The sequence below is a fragment of the Microbacterium trichothecenolyticum genome, from assembly GCF_030818955.1.
Classification (GTDB): Bacteria; Actinomycetota; Actinomycetes; order Actinomycetales; family Microbacteriaceae; genus Microbacterium; species Microbacterium trichothecenolyticum_B.
On record NZ_JAUTBF010000001.1, the window covers coordinates 847447 to 870263 of the forward strand.

20 protein-coding genes and 1 pseudogene are annotated in these 22817 nt (G+C 70.8%); 18 read left to right on the plus strand and 3 right to left on the minus strand.

Annotation, left to right across the window (positions count from 1 at the left end; all coding sequences use genetic code 11):
* Window positions 1-14 precede the first annotated feature (14 nt).
* From QE412_RS04105 to QE412_RS04115, 3 genes are all read right to left on the minus strand, one after another.
* Window positions 15-554 carry a hypothetical protein gene (locus QE412_RS04105; protein WP_307480481.1) on the minus strand — a complete coding sequence of 180 codons (540 nt, stop codon included), beginning with the start codon at window positions 552-554 and terminating at the stop codon, window positions 15-17.
* A 65-nt stretch (window positions 555-619) separates the two neighbouring features.
* On the minus strand, window positions 620-1858 hold the full coding sequence (locus QE412_RS04110) for a DUF349 domain-containing protein (protein ID WP_444875326.1): 1239 nt from the start codon (window positions 1856-1858) through the stop codon (window positions 620-622).
* A gap of 390 nt (window positions 1859-2248) precedes the next feature.
* The gene (locus tag QE412_RS04115) at window positions 2249-2527 is read right to left on the minus strand and encodes a dioxygenase (RefSeq protein ID WP_307480484.1); all 279 of its coding nucleotides are present in this window, start codon (window positions 2525-2527) and stop codon (window positions 2249-2251) included.
* Window positions 2528-2646: 119 nt separating this feature from the next.
* Here QE412_RS04115 and QE412_RS04120 point away from each other — a divergent pair, with 119 nt between their 5' ends.
* The 18 genes and pseudogenes from QE412_RS04120 to pyrR all read left to right on the plus strand — a co-directional run bounded on the left by QE412_RS04120 (window position 2647) and on the right by pyrR (window position 22812).
* Window positions 2647-4065, plus strand: a complete 1419-nt coding sequence (locus tag QE412_RS04120) for a replication-associated recombination protein A (protein ID WP_307480486.1) — start codon at window positions 2647-2649, stop codon at window positions 4063-4065.
* Window positions 4066-4251: 186 nt separating this feature from the next.
* Window positions 4252-4881, plus strand: coding sequence for a 30S ribosomal protein S4 (gene rpsD / locus QE412_RS04125; RefSeq protein WP_013586600.1), 630 nt, complete (start codon window positions 4252-4254; stop codon window positions 4879-4881).
* A gap of 256 nt (window positions 4882-5137) precedes the next feature.
* Window positions 5138-5422, plus strand: coding sequence for an ATPase (locus tag QE412_RS04130; RefSeq protein ID WP_307480489.1), 285 nt, complete (start codon window positions 5138-5140; stop codon window positions 5420-5422).
* Between the two features lie 61 nt (window positions 5423-5483).
* Window positions 5484-8154: pseudogene (gene alaS / locus QE412_RS04135) on the plus strand (alanine--tRNA ligase).
* Window positions 8151-8633 (plus strand): Holliday junction resolvase RuvX, encoded by a 483-nt coding sequence (gene ruvX, locus QE412_RS04140; RefSeq protein ID WP_307480493.1) that lies wholly within the window; start codon window positions 8151-8153, stop codon window positions 8631-8633. Before alaS ends, ruvX begins: the two are co-directional and overlap by 4 nt.
* Window positions 8626-10404, plus strand: a complete 1779-nt coding sequence (gene mltG, locus QE412_RS04145) for an endolytic transglycosylase MltG (protein WP_307480495.1) — start codon at window positions 8626-8628, stop codon at window positions 10402-10404. Before ruvX ends, mltG begins: the two co-directional genes overlap by 8 nt.
* Window positions 10398-11234, plus strand: coding sequence for a shikimate dehydrogenase (locus QE412_RS04150; protein WP_307480497.1), 837 nt, complete (start codon window positions 10398-10400; stop codon window positions 11232-11234). Before mltG ends, QE412_RS04150 begins: the two co-directional genes overlap by 7 nt.
* 4 nt (window positions 11235-11238) lie before the next feature.
* Window positions 11239-12465, plus strand: a complete 1227-nt coding sequence (gene aroC, locus QE412_RS04155; RefSeq protein WP_307480499.1) for a chorismate synthase — start codon at window positions 11239-11241, stop codon at window positions 12463-12465.
* A gap of 97 nt (window positions 12466-12562) precedes the next feature.
* Window positions 12563-13051 carry a shikimate kinase gene (locus tag QE412_RS04160; protein ID WP_307487013.1) on the plus strand — a complete coding sequence of 163 codons (489 nt, stop codon included), beginning with the start codon at window positions 12563-12565 and terminating at the stop codon, window positions 13049-13051.
* Complete coding sequence (gene aroB, locus QE412_RS04165; RefSeq protein WP_307480502.1) at window positions 13048-14124, plus strand: 3-dehydroquinate synthase; 1077 nt, start codon at window positions 13048-13050, stop codon at window positions 14122-14124. Before QE412_RS04160 ends, aroB begins: the two co-directional genes overlap by 4 nt.
* A 73-nt stretch (window positions 14125-14197) precedes the next feature.
* Window positions 14198-14656 (plus strand): type II 3-dehydroquinate dehydratase, encoded by a 459-nt coding sequence (locus QE412_RS04170; protein WP_307480505.1) that lies wholly within the window; start codon window positions 14198-14200, stop codon window positions 14654-14656.
* 95 nt (window positions 14657-14751) lie between these two features.
* Window positions 14752-15312, plus strand: a complete 561-nt coding sequence (gene efp / locus QE412_RS04175) for an elongation factor P (RefSeq protein WP_076675522.1) — start codon at window positions 14752-14754, stop codon at window positions 15310-15312.
* A 2-nt stretch (window positions 15313-15314) separates the two neighbouring features.
* Window positions 15315-15725 carry a transcription antitermination factor NusB gene (gene nusB, locus QE412_RS04180; protein ID WP_307480509.1) on the plus strand — a complete coding sequence of 137 codons (411 nt, stop codon included), beginning with the start codon at window positions 15315-15317 and terminating at the stop codon, window positions 15723-15725.
* Window positions 15726-15960: 235 nt separating this feature from the next.
* Window positions 15961-18909, plus strand: coding sequence for a DEAD/DEAH box helicase (locus QE412_RS04185; RefSeq protein ID WP_307480512.1), 2949 nt, complete (start codon window positions 15961-15963; stop codon window positions 18907-18909).
* Between the two features lie 103 nt (window positions 18910-19012).
* Window positions 19013-20575: an MBL fold metallo-hydrolase gene (locus QE412_RS04190; protein WP_307480515.1), complete on the plus strand. Its 1563-nt coding sequence runs from the start codon at window positions 19013-19015 to the stop codon at window positions 20573-20575.
* A 79-nt stretch (window positions 20576-20654) separates the two neighbouring features.
* Complete coding sequence (locus QE412_RS04195) at window positions 20655-21113, plus strand: GNAT family N-acetyltransferase (RefSeq protein ID WP_307480518.1); 459 nt, start codon at window positions 20655-20657, stop codon at window positions 21111-21113.
* Window positions 21114-21505: 392 nt separating this feature from the next.
* Complete coding sequence (locus QE412_RS04200) at window positions 21506-21970, plus strand: DUF1345 domain-containing protein (RefSeq protein ID WP_307487015.1); 465 nt, start codon at window positions 21506-21508, stop codon at window positions 21968-21970.
* Between the two features lie 308 nt (window positions 21971-22278).
* A complete protein-coding gene (gene pyrR / locus QE412_RS04205; RefSeq protein WP_307480521.1) occupies window positions 22279-22812 on the plus strand; it encodes a bifunctional pyr operon transcriptional regulator/uracil phosphoribosyltransferase PyrR in 534 nt (177 codons plus the stop codon).
* Window positions 22813-22817 lie beyond the last annotated feature (5 nt).

Consider the following 22817-nt stretch of genomic DNA (forward strand, 5'->3'; position numbering starts at 1 on the left):
GCGACAGCCGCCCCTCACCCCGTCGGGCATGCCCGGAGAACGACTCCGGCCCGGCGGCCGTAGGGGAAACGCGGGTGCGTGGCGAGCCATTCGCGCGCGGCTGCCGCCATGCCGGGATCTTCCCGTGCCCACGCTGTGGCGATCTGCACCTCGGACGGCTCCGCGGAGCGGGCCAGATCGACGAGCGTGCGCGTCGGTGTACTCACATGCACCCCCGCGATCGAGACGATATCCGCGCCCTCCAGACGCACGTCGTGAAAATGCGCCCGCGCGGTGGGGCGAACACCTCGCCGCGCGGCCCCCACGCGCTGCGCGTGGTGACACGTCGGCTCCAGAGGCACCTGCCCATGTATCCACGCCGCGCTGGCACGCACCGCCGCCCACCGCCCGCCGAGAAGGGGACTCAGACTGCGTGCGCGCATCCACGGGGTCTCGACGGCATCGGCCGGCACGAAGCCCTCGCCGAGGGCGACGAGGCAGCCGTCGAGACACGCGGCGGTCAGTTCGGCGAGCGACAGACGCTCGTCGGCGAAGAAGAGGAAGGGCGACACCACCCCGCCAGTGTGGCGCGTGGTGTCGCCCTACCGTGGCGACCCGTGAGGATCTGTGGAGAACCGGCTCAACCGCCGAGCGCGCGCAACCAGGTGCGCCGCGCCTCGAGCGCTTCGGATGCCTGCGCCGCCGCGCGCTTGTCGCCGCGCGCGGTAGCAGCGGCCACCTCGGCTTCCAGTTTGTCGATGGCGTCGGTGAGCTGACGCGTCATGTCGTTGGCGCGCGCCTTCTGCTCGGGATCGTTCCGCTTCCAGTCGGCGTCCTCTCGGGTGCGCACGCTCTGTTCGATCTTGCGGAGGTCGTCGTCGAGGGCGCGTTCCTTTTCACGGGGGAAGATCCGGCCGATCTCGTCCCACTGCCGCTGGATCGCGGTGAGCTTCTGGCGAGCGGTGGCGAGGTTCTTCTCGTCGACGAGCGGCGCGGCCTGCTCGAGCAACGCCTTCTTCTGCTCGATCTTCTCTTTCGACGCCTCCGCGTCGGCCGACTCCCGCTCGATACGAGCACCGTAGAGCGCGTCACCGGCGGCCTTGAAACGTGCCCACAGCGCATCGTCGACCTTGCGACCCGCGCGCCCCGAGGCCTTCCACGCCTCGAGCAGATCGCGATAGGCGCCGATGCCCTCTTCGCCGCGCGGCGCGAGGGCCTCTGCTCGCTCGACGAGACGCGTCTTGGTGTCGCGGGCGGCCTTATGCGTGTCGTCGAGCTGCGAGAAGAATTCCCGACGGTGACGGTCGACGGTGGCACGCGCGTCGCGGAAGCGACGCCACAACTGCTGAGCCGTCGACTTCGACAGGCGCGGTCCGTTCTGCTGGTGCGCCTGCCAGCGGTCGAAGAGCGCAGACATGTCTGCGGTCATCTGCTTCCACTGCACCGTCTGCGGATCGCGGGCAGCCAGCGCCTCGGCTTGCTCGACGATGGCCGTGCGCTCGCGAACGGCCTCCTCGACGGCTTCCTTGGCGGCGGCGGCCTCGCTCTCGCTCGCCTCGGCGAGTTCGGAGGTCAACGCATCGAGTCGAGAAAGCAGCGCGGACAGATCGCCGACGGCGGCCGCACCGTCGACCTTCGCGCGCACGGCCTTCGCGGTGGAACGCAGGTCGCTGGCGGAGGCACCCCCGCGACGGTGACGCACCTCGAGGAGGGTCACCTCGCCGGCGAGGTCGGCGAACTTGCGCTCGAAGTAGGCGAGCGCCTCGGCGGGGGTGCCATCGGGGTACTGACCCACGACACGCCACTCGTCGCCCTCGCGCACGGAGACCGTGCCCTCGTCGTCGACACGACCCCAGGGCACAGACGGTGCGCTCGACACGGCGGCGCCAGCCGGAGCCGACGGCACGGGCGCGCCGGGACGCGGGCGGGCGACGGGCTTCGCCGACGGGCGGGGGCCGGGTGCGGCAGGAGCGATCGTGGGCTCCGCGGTGTCGGAGACCGGCTCGACGGCGTCGGAGGCCGCTTCGGTCTCGCCGACGGCCGAATCAGCCGCCACGGCATCGCGGTCGACCAGGTCGCCGGACGCCTCGGCCTCGGGCGCGGTGGAGGGAACGAGTTCTCCGTCGCTCGCGTCGTCGCGCGGGTCGGAGTTCTCGGGGGTGGGAGCGGAAGTCACGGATAGCACCTCATCGCGGCAGGACCGCCTGGGGGAGAAGGACCCTCCGAGCCTAGTACGAGCCGCAGGCGCGGAACAGGATCGCTCCCCGGCTCACCCGGCCGGTGCAGAGGTCGGCGTCGCCGAAGCGGACGTCGGCTCGGGCGTCGGCGCGTCGGAGACGGCGGGAGCGGGAGCGCCGGGACCCGCGACGAAGTACGCCGTCTGCAGCGCGCATGCCCCCAGGATGACGACGAGCCCGACCCCGAGGCCGATCACATTGTCGCGGCGACGGCGCCGCCTCTGCCGCTCGTGCAGCTCGACCCGCGCACGATAGGCGCGGGCACGCTCGCGCTGCTCCTTCGTCTGGCGGTCTTTTCCCCGTGTCACCACATCGACCTCCTGCTCGGACCGGCGAAACGATCCTACGCACCGGCGCACCCACCGCCCGCGCACGGGCGCGTTGCGAACTGGCACCGGCCGCTGTCGGAGGCCCCGGCTAGCCTGGGGAGGTGACCAGATCCTCCGCTCTCTTCCAGGGCCAGACCCCGCTGGCGGTGCGCATGCGCCCGGTGAGCCTCGACGAGGTCGCCGGGCAAGGGCACCTGCTGCGGCCCGGCTCGCCATTGGTCACCCTCGCCACCACCGACTCGTCGGCATCCGGTTCCGCCGTGTCGGTGATCCTGTGGGGGCCTCCGGGCACCGGGAAGACGACGTTGGCGCAGGCGATCGCACGGTCCTCCGGCCGGCGCTTCGTGGAGTTGTCCGCCATCACGGCGGGAGTGAAAGACGTGCGCGAAGTCATGCAAGAGGCGCTGACGCAGCGCGATCTGTACGGACAGTCGACCATTCTCTTCCTCGACGAGATCCACCGTTTCACCAAGGCGCAGCAAGACGCGCTCCTTCCCGGCGTCGAGAACGGCTGGGTCGTGCTCATCGCCGCGACCACCGAGAATCCCTCCTTCTCCGTCATCTCGCCTCTCCTCTCCCGGTCGCTGCTGCTCACGCTGCGACCGTTGGGCGACGACGACCTCGGAGCCCTGGTCGATCGCGCCGTCACCGATCCCCGCGGCCTCGCGGGTCGCGTCATGCTCGACGATGAGGCACGCGCAGCGCTCGTGCGCCTGGCTTCCGGAGACGCCCGCCGCGCTCTGACGGCTCTCGAGGCTGCGGCAGCGGTCGCGGCTGACGACGCCGGCTTGTCGTCGCCGACCGCCCCGCCCGACGACGACGATTCCGACGACGACGAACCGGATGCCGAGACCCCCGCCGTTGGCGAAGACCCCGCCGAGCCGCCGGTCGTCACCGCCGATCACATCGCCCAGGCCGTCGATCGCGCCCTTCTGCGCTATGACCGCCAGGGCGACGAGCACTACGACGTGATCAGCGCCTTCATCAAGTCGGTGCGTGGATCGGACCCGGATGCCGCGATCCACTATCTGGCCCGCATGATCGAGGCGGGGGAGGATCCGCGCTTCATCGCCCGGCGGTTGGTGATCTCGGCCGCGGAAGACGTCGGGATGGCCGACCCGCAGGCCCTGCAGATCGCCGTCGCCGCAGCCGACGCCGTGGCCTTCATCGGCATGCCCGAGGGTCGCATCCCGCTCGCCGAGGCCACCGTGTACCTCGCGACGACCGCGAAGTCCAACGCCGCGTACAACGCCATCAACGCCGCCATCGCCGACGTGCGGGCCGGTGGGTTCGGGCGCGTGCCGATGCATCTGCGCGACGCGCACTATCCGGGCGCGAAACGCCTGGGCCACGGCAAGGGATACAAGTACGCGCATGACAGCGAGATCGGCATCGTCACCCAGCAATACCTTCCCGATGAGCTGCGCGGGCGCCGGTACTACGAGCCGACGAACCACGGCGCCGAGCGCGACGTGTCGGTACGTCTGGAGAAGATCCGCCGCATCCTCGACGGGAAATGACGTGGCCATCGGTGGTATCCGCCCGCTCTGGTAGCATGAATCGGCTCGAAACAGGGTTTTCGGGCATCCCCTCCTTCCTGTGATCACCTTCCGGTGCGCCCCGGCGTGCGCTCCGGATCGGGCGGAAGGGGGCGATACGCCCGCGAGCCGCGAAACGCGCGGCCGCGTCATCGGAAGGAGAACTTCGTGACCACGAAGTCTCAGGACCGCCGCAAGGTGCGTCTGTCGCGCGCCCTCGGCGTCGCACTCACCCCCAAGGCCGCCCGTTACCTCGAGAAGCGTCCCTACGCTCCGGGTGAGCACGGCCGCACCAAGCGCAAGGCCGACAGCGACTACGCCGTGCGTCTGCGCGAGAAGCAGCGTCTGCGCGAGCAGTACGGCATCCGCGAGAAGCAGCTGCGCATCGCGTTCAACGAGGCCCGCCGTACCGACGGCCTGACCGGTGAGAACCTGGTCGAGCTGCTCGAGATGCGCCTGGACGCCCTCGTCGTGCGTTCGGGCTTCGCCCGCACCACCGCGCAGGCTCGCCAGCTCGTCGTGCACCGCCACATCCTGGTCGACGGCCAGCTCGTGGACCGCCCGTCGTTCCGCGTGAAGCCGGGTCAGCAGATCCACGTCAAGCCGAAGAGCGAGGGCCTCGAGCCCTTCCAGGTCGCCGCCGCCGGTGGGCACGCCGAGGTGCTGCCCCCCGTTCCCGGTTACCTCGAGGTCGACCTCTCGACGCTCCAGGCGAAGCTCGTGCGTCGCCCCAAGCGCGCCGAGGTGCCCGTCACGTGTGACGTGCAACTCGTCGTCGAGTACTACGCCGCCCGCTGATCCCAGCGAGCACGGAAGGGCGTCGGGTTTTCCCGGCGCCCTTTCCCGTCGTCGGGTCGGGCTCTCGCCCGACCCATTGTCATTCCACGCCATTCCCGTTGTCATTCCCGGCCGCGCTCCCGCGTCGCCGCGGCCACTCCCGGGACATCCCGGCCGGGCGCATGTCATCCACTCAGAAGCCGGTCGCGCGCGGCGAGGGGGCCGTCGCCTACGATGAAGAATGCCGCGACCGCGGCGTCGTATCGAGGAAGAAGTGGTGATCGTGAAAAGCCTCGTCTGGTTCGCGTTGGGCATCGCCGGCGGCTTCGTCGCCGCGCACCTCGTCAACAAAGACCCTCGCGGACAGGAACTGCTCGCGCAGCTCGACTCCCGCATCGGTGAATTCACCGATCACATGAGCGACGCCTACCACCAGCAGGAGACGCGGCTGTCCGAGATCATCGACGACGCGAAGGGGGTCGCCGCCGCCGTCGACCGCTCGACCGAGGTCCTCGACGACACCACCGCCGACGCCAAGAAAGCCGTCTCTTCCTCCGACTGACCACCCGACCCTCGGTCCCCACCGCCGGGGCCGTTACCGCTCGCGCACGGAAAGACCCGACATGAAAACCGCCGAGATCGCCCAGCGCTTCCTCGACTTCTTCGAGAAGAAGAACCACACGATCGTCCCTTCGGCCTCGCTCGTCACCGACGACCCGGCTCTGCTGTTCACCGTCGCGGGCATGGTGCCCTTCATCCCGTACCTCAGCGGTGTCGTGCCGCCGCCGTACCCGCGTGCGGCCGACGTGCAGAAGTGCATCCGCACCAACGACATCGAAGAGGTCGGCAAGACCCCCCGCCACGGCACCTTCTTCCAGATGCTCGGCAACTGGTCTTTCGGGGACTACTTCAAAGAGGGCGCGATCCGCTTCGCGTGGGAGCTGCTCACCTCCCCCGAGTCCGAGGGCGGCCTCGCCTTCGACCCGAAGGACCTCTGGGTCACCGTCTACGAAGAGGACGACGAGGCGCACGACCTGTGGCGCCGTCTCAGCACCCTGCCCGAGGAGCGGATCCAGCGCCTCGGAAAGGACACGAACTACTGGTCGACCGGTCTGCCCGGTCCCGCGGGTCCCTGCTCGGAGATCTTCTTCGACCGCGGTCCCGCGTACGGCATCGACGGGGGACCCGCCACCGACGACGACCGGTACGTCGAGATCTGGAACCTCGTCTTCATGCAGTACGAGATCACCAACGTGACCTCGAAGTACGACTTCGACATCGTCGGCGAGCTCCCTGCCAAGAACATCGACACCGGCATGGGCTTGGAGCGCATCGCGTTCATCAAGCAGGGCGTCGACAACATGTACGAGACCGACCAGGTGCGCCCTGTCCTTGACCTCGCGGCATCGCTCGCGGGGAAGCAGTACGGCAACGAGTCGCACGAAGACGACGTACGACTGCGCATCGTCGCCGACCACGTGCGGTCCTCGCTCATGCTGCTCGCCGACGGCGTGACACCCTCGAACGAGGGACGCGGTTACATCCTGCGCCGCATCATGCGCCGCGCCATCCGTTCCATGCGTCTGCTGGGCGTCGAGGGGGCGACCTTCCCCCAGCTGTTCGCCGCCTCGCGCGACGCGATGAAGGAGTCCTACCCCGAGGTCGAGACCGAGTACCGCCCGCCTCTCGGCGTACGCGATCGCCGAGGAGCAGACCTTCCTGCGCACGCTCGCGGCGGGCTCCGCCATTCTCGACCAGTCGGTCGCCGAGGCCAAGGACGGCGGGAGCACCACCCTGTCGGGTTCCGAAGCGTTCCTCCTGCACGACACCTACGGTTTCCCCATCGACCTGACGCTCGAGATCGCCGAGGAGGCCGGCCTCTCGGTCGACCGTGGCGCCTTCGATCAGCTCATGCAGGAACAGCGCGCACGCGCGAAGGCTGACGCTCGCGCCCGAAAGGGCGCCATCGCCGACCAGAGCGCGTACCGACAGTTCCGCGCGATCGGCGAGACGGTCTTCACCGGGTACACCGAGCTGCAGACCGAGTCGACCGTGCTCGGCATCCTCGTCGACGGCCACGGCACCGACCGCGCCGCGGAGGGGCAGATCGCCGAGATCATCACCGCCGAGACGGCGTTGTACGCCGAGTCCGGCGGCCAGGTCGCCGACAAGGGCACCATCGTCGGCCCGGGCTACGAGCTCGAGGTGCTCGACGTGCAGCGCCCGGTGCCCGGACTGATCAGCCACACGGTCGAGGTCACCACGGGCGAGGTGTCGGTGGGGGCTGCGGCCACGACCATCGTCGACGCGCTGAACCGACACGCTGCGCAGCAGGCGCACTCGGCGACGCACCTCGTGCACGCCGCCATCCGCGACACGCTCGGACAGTCGGCGACACAGACCGGATCACTCAACCGTGCCGGCTACATGCGCTTCGACTTCAGCTGGAGTGCGGCGCTCTCACCCGAGACACGCACCGAGATCGAGGAGATCGCCAACAACGCGGTGCGCGACAACCTCGAGGTCACCACGCGCGTGATGTCGCTCGACGAGGCGAAGGCCGCCGGCGCGATGGCCCTGTTCGGCGAGAAGTACGGCGACACCGTGCGCATGGTCGACATCGGCGGCCCCTGGTCGCGCGAACTCTGCGGCGGCACGCACGTGGCCCGCAGCTCCGAGATCGGCCTGGTGAACCTCGTCGGCGAGCAGTCTGTCGGCGCCTCGAACCGCCGTGTGGAGGCTCTCGTCGGTCTCGACGCCTTCCGCGACCTCGCGGCCGAACGTGCGATCGTCTCGCAGCTGTCGACGTCGCTCAAGACGCCGCGCGAGCAGCTCACCACCCGCATCGCGGAGCTGTCTGCGAGCCTCAAGGCCGCCGAGAAGAAGATCGCCGCCTTCGAGGCGCAGGCCCTGACGAATCGCCTTCCGCAGCTCGTCGAATCGGCCGTGGTCGTCGGCTCGGTGCGGGTCGTCGCCGAGAGCCTCGGCGAGGGCGCGTCGGCCGACGACGTGCGCTCGCTCGCGCTCCAGGTGCGCGACCGCCTGGGATCGGACCCCGTCGTCGTCGCTCTGGCCTCGGTCGCGGGTGGGCGCGCGACGGTCGTCGTCGTCACCAACGACGCCGCCCGCGATCGCGGCCTCGCCGCCGGCGCGCTGGCCAAGGCCGCTGCAGGTGTGCTCGGCGGTGGCGGTGGGGGACGCCCGGATGTCGCACAGGGCGGCGGAACCGATGCGGCGGCCCTGCCCCGGGCGCTCGAGGGCATCGTCGCCGACGTGCGGGCGACCACCGCGTGACCGACTTCCGGCGCGGCATCCGCCTCGGGATCGATGTCGGGCGGGCCCGCGTAGGCGTGGCCCGCTCCGACCCGGACGGAGTCCTCGCCGTGCCCGTGGAGACGGTTCCGCGCAAGGGAGAGCCCGTCCGCCGCATCGCCGCGCTAGCCGCTGAGTACGAGGCCTTCGAGGTGCTGGTCGGTCTCCCCTTGAACCTGCGCGGAGAGGACACGCCCTCGACGACCGACGCACGGGCGTTCGCAACAGCGTTGGCCACGGCGCTGCCGATGCCGGTACGCCTCGTCGACGAGCGGCTCAGTACGGTCTCGGCGCACGGCGCGCTGCGGGAGGCAGGGCGCTCCCAGCGGGAGTCTCGTAGCATTGTGGACCAAGTCGCCGCCGTGGTGCTTCTGCAGCAGGCGCTCGACGTGGAGCGACAGTCCGGTGCCCCGGCCGGACCCGCCGTCACACCGGGACAGGAGCCCGACCGACATGCCTGAGAACGATTCCCCCCCGAACGACTCTCCCGAGAACGACAGGTTCGCCGACCTGTTCGGGCGTCTTCCCGACCCGCGCACCGGCGCTCGTGCTGCATCGCCCGACGCGGCCGGCGCTGCGCCGTCGCGCCGTGCCGCGCGCGAAGCGCGCCGCGGCACGACCGGCCCCACCCCGACGTCGGCGAGCGGCTCTGCACCGGCGACAGGGAAGACGGCCGCCGGCGCCGGCGAAGACGCCCGTGCACCGCACGGCGTCGGGGACCCGGGTGCGACGCCCGCGCCCTCCCGGTCGCGGGAGACCACGTCGGTACCCGCTCCGCGCGCGGCAGCCGCCGCGACGCCAGATGCCACGGCTCCCGCGACCGCGCCGAACCCGCCCACCCGGCGACCCGACGCCGCGCGCCGCGCCCAAGAGCCCGGACCCCGACGCACCGCCGCTCCCGCGGGCCCCGGCATCTCGGCATCCACCGCCGCCCCGGCGGGTCGAGCCGACGCCGCCCGGCGCGCCGAGGAGCCGCATATCGACGAACCGGCACGAGAGCGCACGGCCGCGCTCGTCGGCGCCGCCGTCGCGGCGGCTCCGACGACCCCAGCCCACGGAGCGACCGGCTCGGGTTCGCTCGAAGACCTCTTCACCGGCGAGACCACGACGCACGAGATCGGCTCGCCGCCGCCGCGCCCGGCGAAGAAGCGGCGTCGTGTCGGCGGCTGGATCGCGCTGGGCGTGGTCGTGCTGATCCTCGGCGGCATCGTCGGCGGCGGCGTCGCCCTGTGGAACACGTACGGCGAACGCGTGCAGGCATTCTTCGGGGCGAGCGAACCTACCGATTTCGAGGCCGGCCAGGCCACGGGCGAGGCGCGTATCACCATCGTCGCCGGCGACACGGGAGAGTCCGTCTCACCCAAGCTGTTCGAGGCGGGTGTCACGAAGGCCTCGAACTCGCTGTACACGTTCATGGTCGACAACGGCGTGGTCTTCACCTTCCAGCCCGGCGTCTACAAGCTGCAGCAGCAGATGACCTCCGAAGCGGTGCTCACCGCTCTGCGCAATCCGGCGAACCGCCTCAACTACTCCGTGCAGTTGCGCGAGGGTCTAACGCTGAACCAGTCGCTCGAACTCATCTCGGAGCAGATCGGCATCCCGCGCGCCGACCTCGACGCCGCCGTCGCGGACCCGTCGCAGTACGGCGTGCCGGCCTCGAGCCTCGAGGGATGGATCTTCCCCGCCACCTACGACTTCGACGAGGGCGTCACCGCCCGACAGGTGATCCAGCGCATGGTGCAGCGGACGATCCAGTCGCTCGACACCGCGGGGGTTCCCGTCGACGATCGCGAGCGCATCCTGATCATCGCGTCGATCATCGAGCGCGAGGCGCGCAGCAGCGACGACTTCTACAAGGTCTCGCGGGTCATCGAGAACCGCCTGCAGCCGAGCAATCAGGAGACCTTCGGCAAGCTCGAGATGGACTCCACGGTGCAGTACGGCGCGGGCGAGATGGGCAGCGGTTCGGTGAGCACCTCGACCGAGGCCCGCAACGACGACAACCCGTGGAACACCTACATCCACCCCGGGCTGCCGGTCGGACCGATCGCGAACCCGGGTGATCTCGCCATCGACGCCGCCATGAAGCCGGTCGACGGTCCGTGGCTGTACTTCGTGACCGTCAACCTCGACACCGGTGAGACCGTGTTCACATCGACCTACAGCGAGCACGAGAAGGCCGTCGCGCAGTGGCGCGCGTGGTGCGCCGACAACCCCGACTCGGGATGCTGAACGCACCGCCGCGCCTCGCCGTCTGGGGCGACCCGATCACGCACTCGCGGTCGCCCCGACTGCACGCGGCGGCGTACGGTGCGCTCGGCCTGGACTGGGAGTACGGCCGCGAACGCGTCGGCGAGTCCGCGTTCGCGGCGCGCGTCGCGGAGCTGGATGCCACCTGGCGCGGCCTCTCGCTCACGATGCCGCTCAAGCAGGTCGCGGCTCGTACCGCGGTCTCGCTCGACGACGACGCGCGCCTGACCGGCGCCGTGAATACGTTCCTCCTCACCGCCGACGGTCCGCGCGGCTTCAACACCGACGTCGGTGGCCTCGCGCGGGCGCTTCAGGAGCACGGGGTCGGCACTCCCCGCAGGATCCGTGTGCTCGGAGCGGGAGCGACCGCGACCTCGGCGGTGGTGGCGGCGTGTCGCGCGGGTGCGGCAGAAGTCGAGGTGCGGGCGCGTCGCGTCGGCGCGGCCGAAGCGCTGCAGAGGCTGGGAACCGCTCTCGGTCTCGACGTGCGCATCGGCGCCCTCGAATCCGCAGACCTCGATCCCGTCGACGCCACGATCGCGGCCCTTCCCGGGGGAACCGACCTGGGCGCGGTGGCCGACGCCCTGGCATCCACCTCGGGGCCCCTCGTCGACGTCGTCTATGGCGGATGGCCCACGCCGCTCGCACAGGCGTGGGAGCGCGCGGGCGTCGCCGCGCACGACGGGCTCGGGATGCTGCTGCACCAGGCGCTGCTGCAGGTGCGTGTCTTCGTCGCCGGCGACCCCGCGCTTCCGCTCGACCGCGAGGACGCGGTGCTGGCCGCAATGCGCGCCGCGCTCGTGGGAGACTAGACGAATGCTTCGCGTTCTCACGGCCGGCGAGTCCCACGGCCCCGAACTCATCGCCCTCATGGAGGGGATGCCGGCCGGCGTCCCCATCTCGTCCGCGCAGATCCGTGCCGAGCTCGCGCGCCGACGCCTCGGTTACGGCCGCGGCTCGCGCATGAAGTTCGAGGAAGACGAGCTGTCGCTGTCGACGGGCATCGTGCACGGCTTCACCATCGGCAGCCCCATCGCGCTGCGCATCGGCAACACCGAGTGGCCGAAGTGGACCGAGGTCATGAGCCCCGAGCCCGTCGAGCTCTCCGACAAGTCGCGCGGTCGCGGCGCGGCGCTGACGCGTCCGCGTCCCGGCCACGCCGACCTCGTCGGCATGCAGAAGTACGGCTTCGACGAGGCCCGCCCGATCCTCGAGCGCGCCTCGGCGCGCGAGACGGCGGCGCGTGTGGCGCTCGGCGCCGTCGCCCGTTCGTTCCTCGGCGAGCTCGGCATCCGTCTGGTCAGCCACACGCTGTCCATCGGTCCCGTGCGCGTGCCCGAGGACGCCCCGATCCCCGCGCCCGACGACGTCGACCGCCTCGACGCCGACCCGTTGCGGTGCTTCCACCCCGAGACCAGCGCGGCGATGGTCGCCGAGGTCGACGACGCGAAGAAGGCCGGCGACACGCTCGGCGGTGTCGTCGAGGTGCTCGCCTACGGCCTGCCGCCCGGGCTCGGCTCCCACGTGCAGTGGGATCGCCGACTGGATGCCAAGCTCGCCCAGGCGCTCATGAGCATCCAGGCCATCAAGGGCGTCGAGGTCGGCGACGGCTTCCTCACCACCACACGCCGTGGTTCGCAGGCCCACGACGAGCTGTTCGCGACGGAGGACGGCATCACGCGCTCGTCCGACCGCGCGGGCGGTACCGAGGGCGGCATGTCGACCGGCACCGTGCTGCGCGTGCGCGCCGGCATGAAGCCGATCGCCACGATCCCCAAGGCGCTGCGCACGGTCGACGTCGCCACCGGCGACACCGCGGCCGCGCACCACCAGCGCTCCGACGTCTGCGCGGTCCCGGCCGCCGGTGTGGTGGCCGAGGCCATGGTCGCGATCACCCTCGCCGACCAGGTGCTGCAGAAGTTCGGCGGCGACAACATCGTCGAGACGCGTCGCAACCTCGACAGCTACCTCGCGAACCTCCCCGAGACGCTGCGGAGCACCGACGCGTCCGACGCCGCGCTGCTCGCGCATGACCTCGCCTGAGCCGGTGACGCTCGATCCGTCCGACGCCGACTCCGCGAAGCCGGAGGTCCCGGGCGCGGACGCTGCGCTCGATGCGGCCATCGTGCTCATCGGGCCGATGGGCGCGGGCAAGACCAGCGTCGGCCGCCGCGTCGCCCGCGCACTCGAGGCCTCGTTCACCGACACCGACAAGCTCGTGGTGCGCGATCACGGGCCCATCCGCGATCTGTTCCTCGCCCACGGCGAGGCGCACTTCCGCGCGCTCGAGCGCGAGGCCGTCGCCGAGGCCCTGGCCCGGGGCGGCGTCGTCGCGCTCGGCGGGGGAGCGGTGCTCGACCCGGTGACCCGCGAACGCCTGCGCGAGCACCACGTCGTGCTGCTGACCGTGGCCGCGCACGTCGTGGCATCCCGGATCCACGGCGACGAGCGTCCCCTGCTCGACGGCGAGGACCCCGTGGCCCGCTGGCAGCGCATCTTCGACGAGCGGCGGCCCGTGTACGAGCAGACAGCCGACATCGCATTCGACACCTCGTCGGGCCCGCTCGCGCGGGTCGTCGACGACATCGTGGCCTGGGCACGCCGTGTGCCGGCCGGAGAGACGGCATGACCGACACCACCACCATCAGCGTCGCCGGTGACGCCGGCTACGACATCACGATCGGCCGCGGACTGCTGGCCGGCCTCGGCGACGTGCTGCCCGCCGCGGCGCAGAAGGTGCTCATCGTGCACCCGCCGACGCTTTCTGCCCAGGCCGAGGCGCTGCGCGCCCAGCTGATCGGTGACCGGCAGGTGCTGCTCGCCGAGATTCCGGATGCCGAGGCCGGCAAGCGCGTGGAAGTGGCGGCGTTCTGCTGGCAGGTGATGGGCCAGGCCGACTTCACCCGGACCGACGCCGTCATCGGCTTCGGCGGGGGAGCGGTCACCGACCTCGCCGGCTTCGTCGCGGCCACCTGGCTGCGCGGCGTCGCGCTCGTGCAGGTGCCGACGACCGTGCTCGGCATGGTCGACGCGGCCGTGGGTGGCAAGACCGGCATCAACACCGCGGAGGGCAAGAACCTCGTCGGGGCGTTCTGGCCGCCGGTGGCCGTCGTGTGCGACCTCGACCTGCTCGAGACTCTGTCGAAGAACGAGGCGACCGCCGGGTTCGCCGAGGTGGTCAAGGCCGGCTTCATCTGGCATCCGGAGATCCTCGACCTCATCGAAGCCGACCCCGAGGGGATCGTCGACCCGCGCGGCGACGCGTTCCGCCGCTGCGTCGAGCTCGCGATCGACATGAAGGCGCGCGTCGTGGGGGAGGACCTGCGGGAGGCGGGGCTTCGCGAGGTGCTGAACTACGGGCACACCCTCGGCCACGCGATCGAGCACGCCGAGCGGTACCGCTGGCGCCACGGTGCGGCGATCTCGGTGGGCATGGTCTTCGCCGCCGAGCTGTCGCGCCTGGCCGGCCGCCTGTCGGACGAGGTCGCGCAGCGGCACCGCACCGTGCTCGAGTCTCTGGGTCTTCCGACCACCTACCGCGCCGGTGCCTTCCAGACGCTCAAGGCGACGATGCAGCGCGACAAGAAGAGCCGCGGCAGCATGCTGCGCTTCATCGTGCTCGACGACCTCGCGCGCCCGACCGTGCTGCAGGCGCCCGACGAGTCGCTGCTGTTCGCGGCGTACCAGGAAGTCGGGGCGTAGGTTCGCTGACGCCCCCGGCGCGCGCCTGTGGGGCGCGTCACCGACCAGGGACAGCGCTGATAGCGTGCCCGACATGACCACGCCCCGCCGCCTGCTGCTCCTCAACGGGCCGAACCTGAACCTCCTCGGCACGCGCCAGCCCGAAATCTACGGCTCCGACACCCTCGCCGACGTCGAGCGGGTGACGGCCGCAGCCGCCGCCGCGCACGGATTCGAGGTCCGCGCGCTGCAGAGCAACCACGAGGGCGTGCTGATCGACGAGATCCACGCCGCGCGCCGGGACTGCTCCGGCATCGTGATCAACGCCGGGGGACTCACGCACACCTCCGTCGCGCTGCGCGACGCCCTGGCATCCGTGGATCTTCCCGTCGCCGAGGTGCACATCTCGAACATCAAGGAGCGCGAGAGCTTCCGGCACTTCTCCTACATCGAGGACGTCGCGGCCGTGCACGTGATCGGCGAGGGCGTCCCGGGATACGCGCGGGCGGTCGATCTGCTCGTCGAGGTGATCACGGGGCGCGCCGACGGCTGACCGATCCCACCTCCGGCGGGGCATCGCGTAGACTCGACCGCTGGGCGTGCGCCAGAGCGCCGCCTCTCCTCACACGAAACGGAACATCGGCACTCATGGCATCCACCGCAGACATCAAGAACGGCGTCGTCCTGAACATCGACGGTCAGCTCTGGAGCGTCGTGGAGTTCCAGCACGTCAAGCCCGGCAAGGGCGGCGCGTTCGTGCGCACCAAGCTGAAGAACGTCATGAGCGGCAAGGTCGTCGACCGCACGTTCAACGCCGGCGCCAAGGTCGACCTCGAAAACGTCGACCGCCGCGACTTCACCTACCTCTACAACGACGGTGAGGGCTTCGTCTTCATGGACGTCGCCGACTACGACCAGATCACCGTGGGCGCGGCCACCGTCGGCGACGCCGCGAACTTCCTGCTCGAGAACCAGCAGGTGCAGATCGCGCTGAACAACGGCAACCCGCTCTACATCGAGCTGCCGCCGTCGGTCATCCTCGAGGTCACCTATACCGAGCCGGGCCTGCAGGGCGACCGCTCGTCGGCCGGCACCAAGCCCGCCACCGTCGAGACGGGCTACGAGATGCAGGTGCCCCTGTTCCTCGAGACCGGTACGAAGATCAAGGTCGACACTCGCACCGGCGAGTACCTCGGCCGCATCAGCTGACGTTGAGCGCCCGCACCAAGGCGCGAAAGCGCGCCCTCGACATCCTGTTCCAGGCCGACGTCCGCGGTGAGGAACTGCCGATCATGCTGGCCACCGAGGCCAAGCGCGCGGCATCCGAGCCCGACCGGCAGGCCTCGTGGCTGTACGCGCGCGACATCGTCGACGGCGTGATCGACAACCGCGACGCGATCGACGAGCAGATCACCACGTTCGCCAAGGACTGGTCGCTGCAGCGCATGCCCGCCGTCGACCGCGCCCTGCTGCGCATCGGCGCGTGGGAGATCCTCTACAACGACGAGGTGCCCACGGCCGTCGCGATCGACGAGGCCGTGGAGCTCGCGAAGGAGTTCTCCACCGACGACTCCGGCTCGTTCGTGCACGGCGTGCTGGCGCGGATTGCGCGCTCTTCCTGAACACGCGGCACCTTCTGCGACGCGGTCCCGGCCTCACGCCGGTGGCCGCGTCGCGGCGTTTTCGGGCGGTGGGCGGGGCGTCGGGCGCGCACGCGGCGGTGCCGGTGGGACGCATAAACGCGATTCGCGCGCGTAAACACGGTGTGCACGCGTTTCTGTGCGCGGATGGCGTTTATGGCTGCGGGATGCCCGGGATCGCGCAGCCGATGTCGGAGGCACCGGGCAGGATGCTTCCGTGACCACGTGGCGTGACCTCCTCCCCGGCACCGAGCCGCTTGCGTTCGAGGCGCTCGCCCTCGGCGTCGAGCTGCGCCAGCGCGAGGCCTACGACCCTTCCCGCTGGGAGGCCCGCGCGGTCGTGCCGGTGACCCCGCGGCTGCTCGCCCAGCGGCAGGACGACCTGCAACTCGTCGCGCGTCCCCTCGTGCGCGGCGCCCGCGAGGCCTGGATCAAGGCGGATGCCGCCTGGGACACGGTGCGCCGCTCCACCGGCCGGTTCGACCCGGCGCACGTGCGCTGGTTCGCCGAGCTGCACGCGCTGGCGCAGGCGTTGCGGACGACGGGGCCCTTCGCCGCGTCCGGCGACACGGTCGCCCTCGACACCGTCGACTCGCCCCTGCTGTGGCCGCACCTGGCCGGGGCGGCGGGGCTCGGCATCCCGATCGTGTCGATGCACCCGCAGCAGAGCGTGCGCCTGGGAGTCGAAGCCGTGGCCCGCGTCGCCCTCGAGGCGGCCGGCGGGGGAGCGCTCCGCGTCTCGGCCGACCTCGAGATCGACGGGCACCGGGTGGATGCCGCCCACGCCCGCGCCATCGGCACGTCGGGGCTGTTCGCGTACGAGCTCGATCGGGATCCCGTGCCGCTGGTGCTCGCCGCCGTCGAGCTTCCTGCGCCGCTGCCATCGCTGATCGGTCGCGCGGCGGTCGAAGTGCCGGCGGCCGACGCGGGGGAGTTCGTCGGCGAGGTCTATCCGCGGCTGGCCCGGCGGGCACCGTTGTCGGTGGGAGCGGGGGTGCCGCCTCCGCCGCCGGCACGGCCGACGCTCACGGTCGAGGTGTCCTACCTCGACGACGACGCCGTCGCCTACACGCTCGAGTGGGCATACCCGGGCGGATTCCGCGCCGCGTACGACGGCGGTGACGGACCGGAGCGGGACCCGCGCGCCGAGGCGCAGATCGGTGAGCGGTTCGAGACGGCGTGGATGGCGGCATCCGATCTGCCCGTCGCCGGCCGTGCGAAGCTGCGCGACGCGGATGCCGCGGTGTTCGCCGCCCGCGTGCTGCCCGCCGTCGACGTGCTCGACGAGGTGCGGGTGCGCACGCGGGGCACGCGGCCCGCGTTCCGCGAGCTGCGCGGCGACCCGACGCTGCGCATCACCGCCGTCGAGTCGCTCGACCGCGACTGGCTCGACCTCGGCATCGTCGTGACCATCGACGGACGGCTCATCCCGTTCGGAATGCTCTTCAGCGCCCTCTCGCGCGGCCGCACGCGCATCAAGCTGTCGGACGGGGCGTGGTTCTCGCTCGCGCACCCCGCGCTACAACGGTTGCGCGATCTGCTCGAGGAGGCCGCGACGCTCGACGAGTGGGAGACCGGTCCGCGCCTGCCACGCACGCACCTGGCACTGTGGGCCGAGTTCGAAGACCTCGCCGATCAGTCCGAGGCCGCGGTCGAGTGGCGCGGACTCGCGCGGGCGCTTCGCGACGTCGCCGACGTCCCCGCCGTGCCAACGCCGCCCGGGTTCCGCGCCGAGCTGCGCCCGTACCAGCGCGAGGGGCTGTCGTGGCTCGCGCTGCTGCACGCGCACCGGCTCGGCGGCATCCTGGCCGACGACATGGGGCTCGGAAAGACGCTGCAGCTGCTCGCGCTCATCGCGCATACCCGCGCGCGCGGCGACGGACGCCCGTGGTTGGTCGTCGCGCCCACGTCGGTGCTGCCGACGTGGCGCGACGAGGCCGCGCGCTTCGCCCCCGACCTGCGCGTCACCGTCGTCGAGGCGACGGCCGTCCGCCGCGACCGCACGATCGCCGAGATCGCGGGCGACAACGACGTGGTGGTGGCGTCGTACGGGGTCGTCCGCGCGGATGCCGGGGAGTTCGCCGTTCCGCACTGGTCGGGCGTCGTGCTCGACGAGGCGCAGTTCGTGAAGAACCCCGCGACGCGCATCCATCGCGCGATCGCCGCGCTGACCACCGACGCCGTGTTCGCCGCGACCGGCACCCCGATCGAGAACGGCCTCGACGACCTGTGGGCGCTGCTCGCCCTGACCGCGCCGGGACTGTTCCCCTCGATCCGGCAGTTCCGCGAGGACTACACCCGCGCGATCGAGCAGCTACCCACCGACGCCCCCACCGAGCTCGCGGCGCACGCGGCGAGCGCGCACCGCGAGAGAATGCTCGAGCGTCTCCGCCGACGCGTGCGGCCGTTCCTCCTGCGCCGCACGAAAGACGTCGTGGCATCGGACCTGCCGCCCAAGCAGGAGCAGGAGATCGCCGTTTCCCTGGGCCCCGCCCACCAGGAGGTCTACGACCGGGTGCTTCAGCGCGAGCGGCAGAAGGTGCTCGGCCTGCTCGACGACCTCGACCGGCAGCGGTTCATCGTGTTCCGCTCGCTGACGCTGCTGCGCATGCTCGCGCTCGCGCCGGGGCTCGTCGACGAGCGCGACGCGCACCTCGGGTCCGCCAAGCTCGACGTGCTGCTCGAGCGCCTGGTCGAGGTCGCCGCCGAGGGCCACCGGGCGCTGGTGTTCAGCCAGTTCACCTCCTTCCTCGACATGGCAGCCGAAAGACTGGATGCCGCGGGCCTCGCGTACGCGCACCTCGACGGCAGCACGGCCCGTCGCGGCGAGGTGGTGGCGGGGTTCCGCGAGGGCGAGGCACCGGTGTTCCTCATCAGCCTCAAGGCCGGGGGCTTCGGGCTCACCCTCACGGAGGCGGAGTACGTGTTCGTGCTCGACCCGTGGTGGAATCCCGCCGCCGAGGCCCAGGCCGTCGACCGTGCCCACCGCATCGGCCAGGACAAGAGCGTGTTCGTCTACCGGCTCATCGCCGCGGGCACGATCGAAGAGAAGGTGCTCGCGCTGCAGCGCCGCAAGGCGGCCCTGTTCGACGCGGTCATCGACGACGGCGAGGCCTTCGCCGCGGCGCTCGACGCCGACGACATCCGGGGGCTGCTCGGGCCGTGACGGCCGGGTCACGGCATCCATCGTCGGAACCCGCCGCGCCCACCGCCCACTCAGGCACCCCCCGCGTAGACTCGACAGGTTCCGTCCACGACACAGGAGCGACATGAGAATCACCGGCCTCGGCCACGCGGGCATGTTCATCGAGACGGCGGGCGGCAGCATCCTGTGCGACCCCGTCATCGGTCCGAGCTTCTTCGGCTCGTGGTTCCCGTTCCCGGATAACCGTGCGCTCGAGTGGGAGCGCTTCGGCCAGGCGGACTTCCTGTACATCTCGCACCGTCACCGCGACCACTTCGACCCGGCGCTGCTTGAGCGCTATGTCCCGAAAGACGTCAAGGTGCTCCTGCCCGAGTACCCCACCGATGACCTCGAGCAAGACCTGATCTCCCTCGGGTACACCAACCTCGTCCGCACCGAGGCGGGCGTCCCGCTGCAGTTCGGTGATCTGAAGCTCATGGTGACGCCGCTGCGCGCGCCCTCCGACGGCCCCATCGGCGACTCGTCGCTCTCGGTCGACGACGGCACGGCATCCATCCTCAACCAGAACGACTCGCACCCCCTTGATCTGGAGAAGCTGTTCGACTTCGGCAAGCCCGACGCGTACTTCACCCAGGTCTCGGGTGCCATCTGGTGGCCCATGGTCTATGACCTGCCCCAGGATGCCAAGCAGAATTTCGCGCAGCTCAAGCGCGACGCGCAGAACAAGCGCGCGATGTACTACATCGACAAGGTGGATGCCGAGCACGTCTTCCCCATGGCCGGGCCGCCGATGTTCCTGCGCGAGGCGTTGTTCCGCTACAACGGCACGGGGCTCGAGAACGACTCGATCTTCACCGATCAGCGTGAGTTCCTCGCCCACATGAAGGAGCAGCGCCCCGACCAGAAGGGCTACCTGTTCCTGCCCGGCACCGAGGTCGAGGTGCAGGGGTCCGACGTCACCGTCACGCAGACGCTCTACACCGATGACGAGATCGAGCACGTCTTCGGCGACAAGTGGAACTACCTCGCGGAGCAGCGCGACAGCCGCCAGGCCGAGATCCAGGCCGAAGAGGCATCCCGCGCCGAGATCATCCCGCCGGCCGAAATGCTCGCGGCGCTGAAGGAGTGGTGGGAGCCGCTGCTGCGTCGTGCCCGCACGATCCGCAACGGCGTCGGGGGAGCGGTGCGCTTCCGCATCGGCGAGCTCGACATGGTCGTGGACTTCCCGAAGGCAAAGCTGCGCGAGTACGCGGGCGAGGAGTGCATCTACTGGTACACGATCCCCGCCGACCTGGTGTCGACGAACATCCGTGACCACGAGATCGACTGGTCGAACTCGATCTTCCTGTCGATGCAGTTCGAGGTGGGCCGCTCCGGCAAGTTCAACGAGTTCCTCACCACGTTCCTCAAGTGCCTCTCGCGCGACCGCATCGAGTACGTCGAGAACTGGTACGCCGAGCAGTCGGATCAGACCGAAGACGCCGAGATCGACGGCTGGACCGTGCAGCGCCGCTGCCCGCACCTGCGCGCGGACCTGACGAAGACCGGCAAGATCGAGAACGGCGTGCTCACCTGCTCGCTGCACGACTGGAAGTGGGACCTTGCGTCGGGCCGGTGCCTGACGACCACGGGTCACCCCATCCGGTCGACGCCTAGCGCGGCCGCGGCGGAGGTCGCTGCGGGCTGACACGGACATGGGATGCCGGAACCCCGGTCTGGAGCAGCGCCGTGCCGCTGACCCTGGCACGGGATGCCACGACCCTCGCGTGACGCGGGAGCGATGCCGCGCCGCCGACGTGCCGGCGCTCACCGCGTTTCTCCGCGAGGTCGACCTGACGTTGAGCAGCCTCAACGCCCCCGAGGTACGGCTGTGGATCGAGCGGGATGAAAGCGGCGCGGTCGTCGGGAGCACCGGCTACGAGCTCAGCGCCGACGGTGCGCACGCGCTCATCCGCAGCGTTGCCGTCGCCCCGGCGACCCGGTCTCGCGGGCGCGGCACGGCTCTGGCCCGGTTCGCCCTCGACCAGGCGGCCGCCGAGGGTGCCCGCACCGCCTGGCTGTTCAGCCGCCGTTCGGGCCCGTTCTGGCAGAGTCTGGGCTTCGTCCCCGCCGACCGCGAAGAGCTCGCCGCTGCGCTGACCGACACCCACCAGGTGAGACTCTTCACCGAGACCGGTCAGCTCGGCACCGAGGTCGCCTGGAACCGCCGCCTGCGGCAGATGTGACGCGGTCGCTCTGGCTGGATCTGACGCCGTCGGTCGCGGTCGATCCCGTGAGCGGGTCGGGTGCGACCTCTCCCCCCGGGAGGACGATCCGGCGCGCGGCGTCGGCCGTGCGGCATCCGTCCTCCGTTCCCGTGGTCCCGCCCAGACGAGCAGCGCCAGAGCTGTCCAGCCCATTCGCCACGCGCGGTACGGGCTGCGACGGTGCTCCCTCGCTACCAGGGGAGCAACCATGTCGCACATCACACGCAAGGCGGCGATCGCCGCGATCGTCGGGGTGCTCGTCGGGCTCATCCCCGTCTTCCTCGGCGCCACCGAGCTCGCGCCGCTCGTCGGTTGGGCGGTCGCCGCCGCCGTGTTCCTGACGTGGGCGTGGACCGTGGCCTGGCCCGCCGATCCCGAGAAGACCCGTCGCCTGGCGACCCAAGAGGAGCGCGCGCAGACTCGTCGACACGCTCATCATCGGGGTGACCTTCGTCGGCCTGATCGGCGTGGTGCTGGCTCTTATCCGCAGCCAGCAGAAGGACCCGATCGGCTCGGCCTGCGCCATCCTTGCGGTCGTCGGCGTGGTCGCGTCGTGGGCCGTGGTCAACACCGTCTACGCGTTCAAGTGCGCCCGCATGTACTACCTCGACGACACCCACCGCTTCGACTTCGACCAGGAAGAAGACCCGTCGTACAGCGACTTCGCGTACGCCGCATTCGACATCGGCATGTCGTACAGCTTGAGCAGCGTGACCCAGTCGTCGACGCCCTCGCGTCGCGTCGCGTTCGGGCACGGCCTGCTGGCGTACTTCTACGGCACCTTCGTGGTCGCGGTGTCCATCAACCTCATCACGAGCCTTACGCAGTCGGGCTGACGAGGCGGCAGGTCCGCACCCGCCGGGCGGGCAGCGCGGCATCCACGCATAAACGCAATCCGCGCGCATAAACGCGGGGAGAACGCGTTTATGCGTGCCGATCGCGTTTATGCGTGCGTCATGAGCCCCGGGATGCCGTCACCTCGACACGGACGCGTGACCTCGGCCCCGGGCCACCCCGCGCATGCACCGCCCGCGCCCCACACACCTCGCCCACGCCCGCCATCGGCCCGGGCCACCCGCTAAGCTGGACCGAGAACCACAGCAACCTTTAACACCGTCCCGTGAGGCGGAGAAGGGAGCAGCGGATGAGTACGCGCACCGTCATGCACGATGCCGACATCGCCCGCGCTTTGACGCGCATCTCGCACGAGATCCTGGAGTCCAACAGAGGACCGGAAGGACTCGTCCTCCTCGGCATCCCGACCCGCGGAGTCACGCTCGCCGAACGCATCGCCTCGCTGGTCAGCGAGTTCGGCGGCACACAAGTCCCGGTCGGCTCGCTCGACGTCACGATGTACCGCGACGATCTGCACCGCAACCCCACGCGGGCACCGCGCAAGACCGAGATCCCCGCCGGCGGCATCGACGGCAAGGTCGTCGTGCTCGTCGACGACGTGCTGTTCTCGGGTCGTAGCATCCGCGCCGCCCTCGACGCCCTGCAGGACATCGGCCGCCCCGCCGCGGTGCGCCTGGCCACGCTGATCGACCGCGGCCACCGCGAGCTGCCGATCCGCCCCGACTTCGTGGGCAAGAACCTCCCCAGTGCGCGCGACGAGCGCGTGAACGTGCGCCTGGCCGAGACCGACGGCGCCGAGTCCGTCACGATCGAGGGGCGGTGACGATC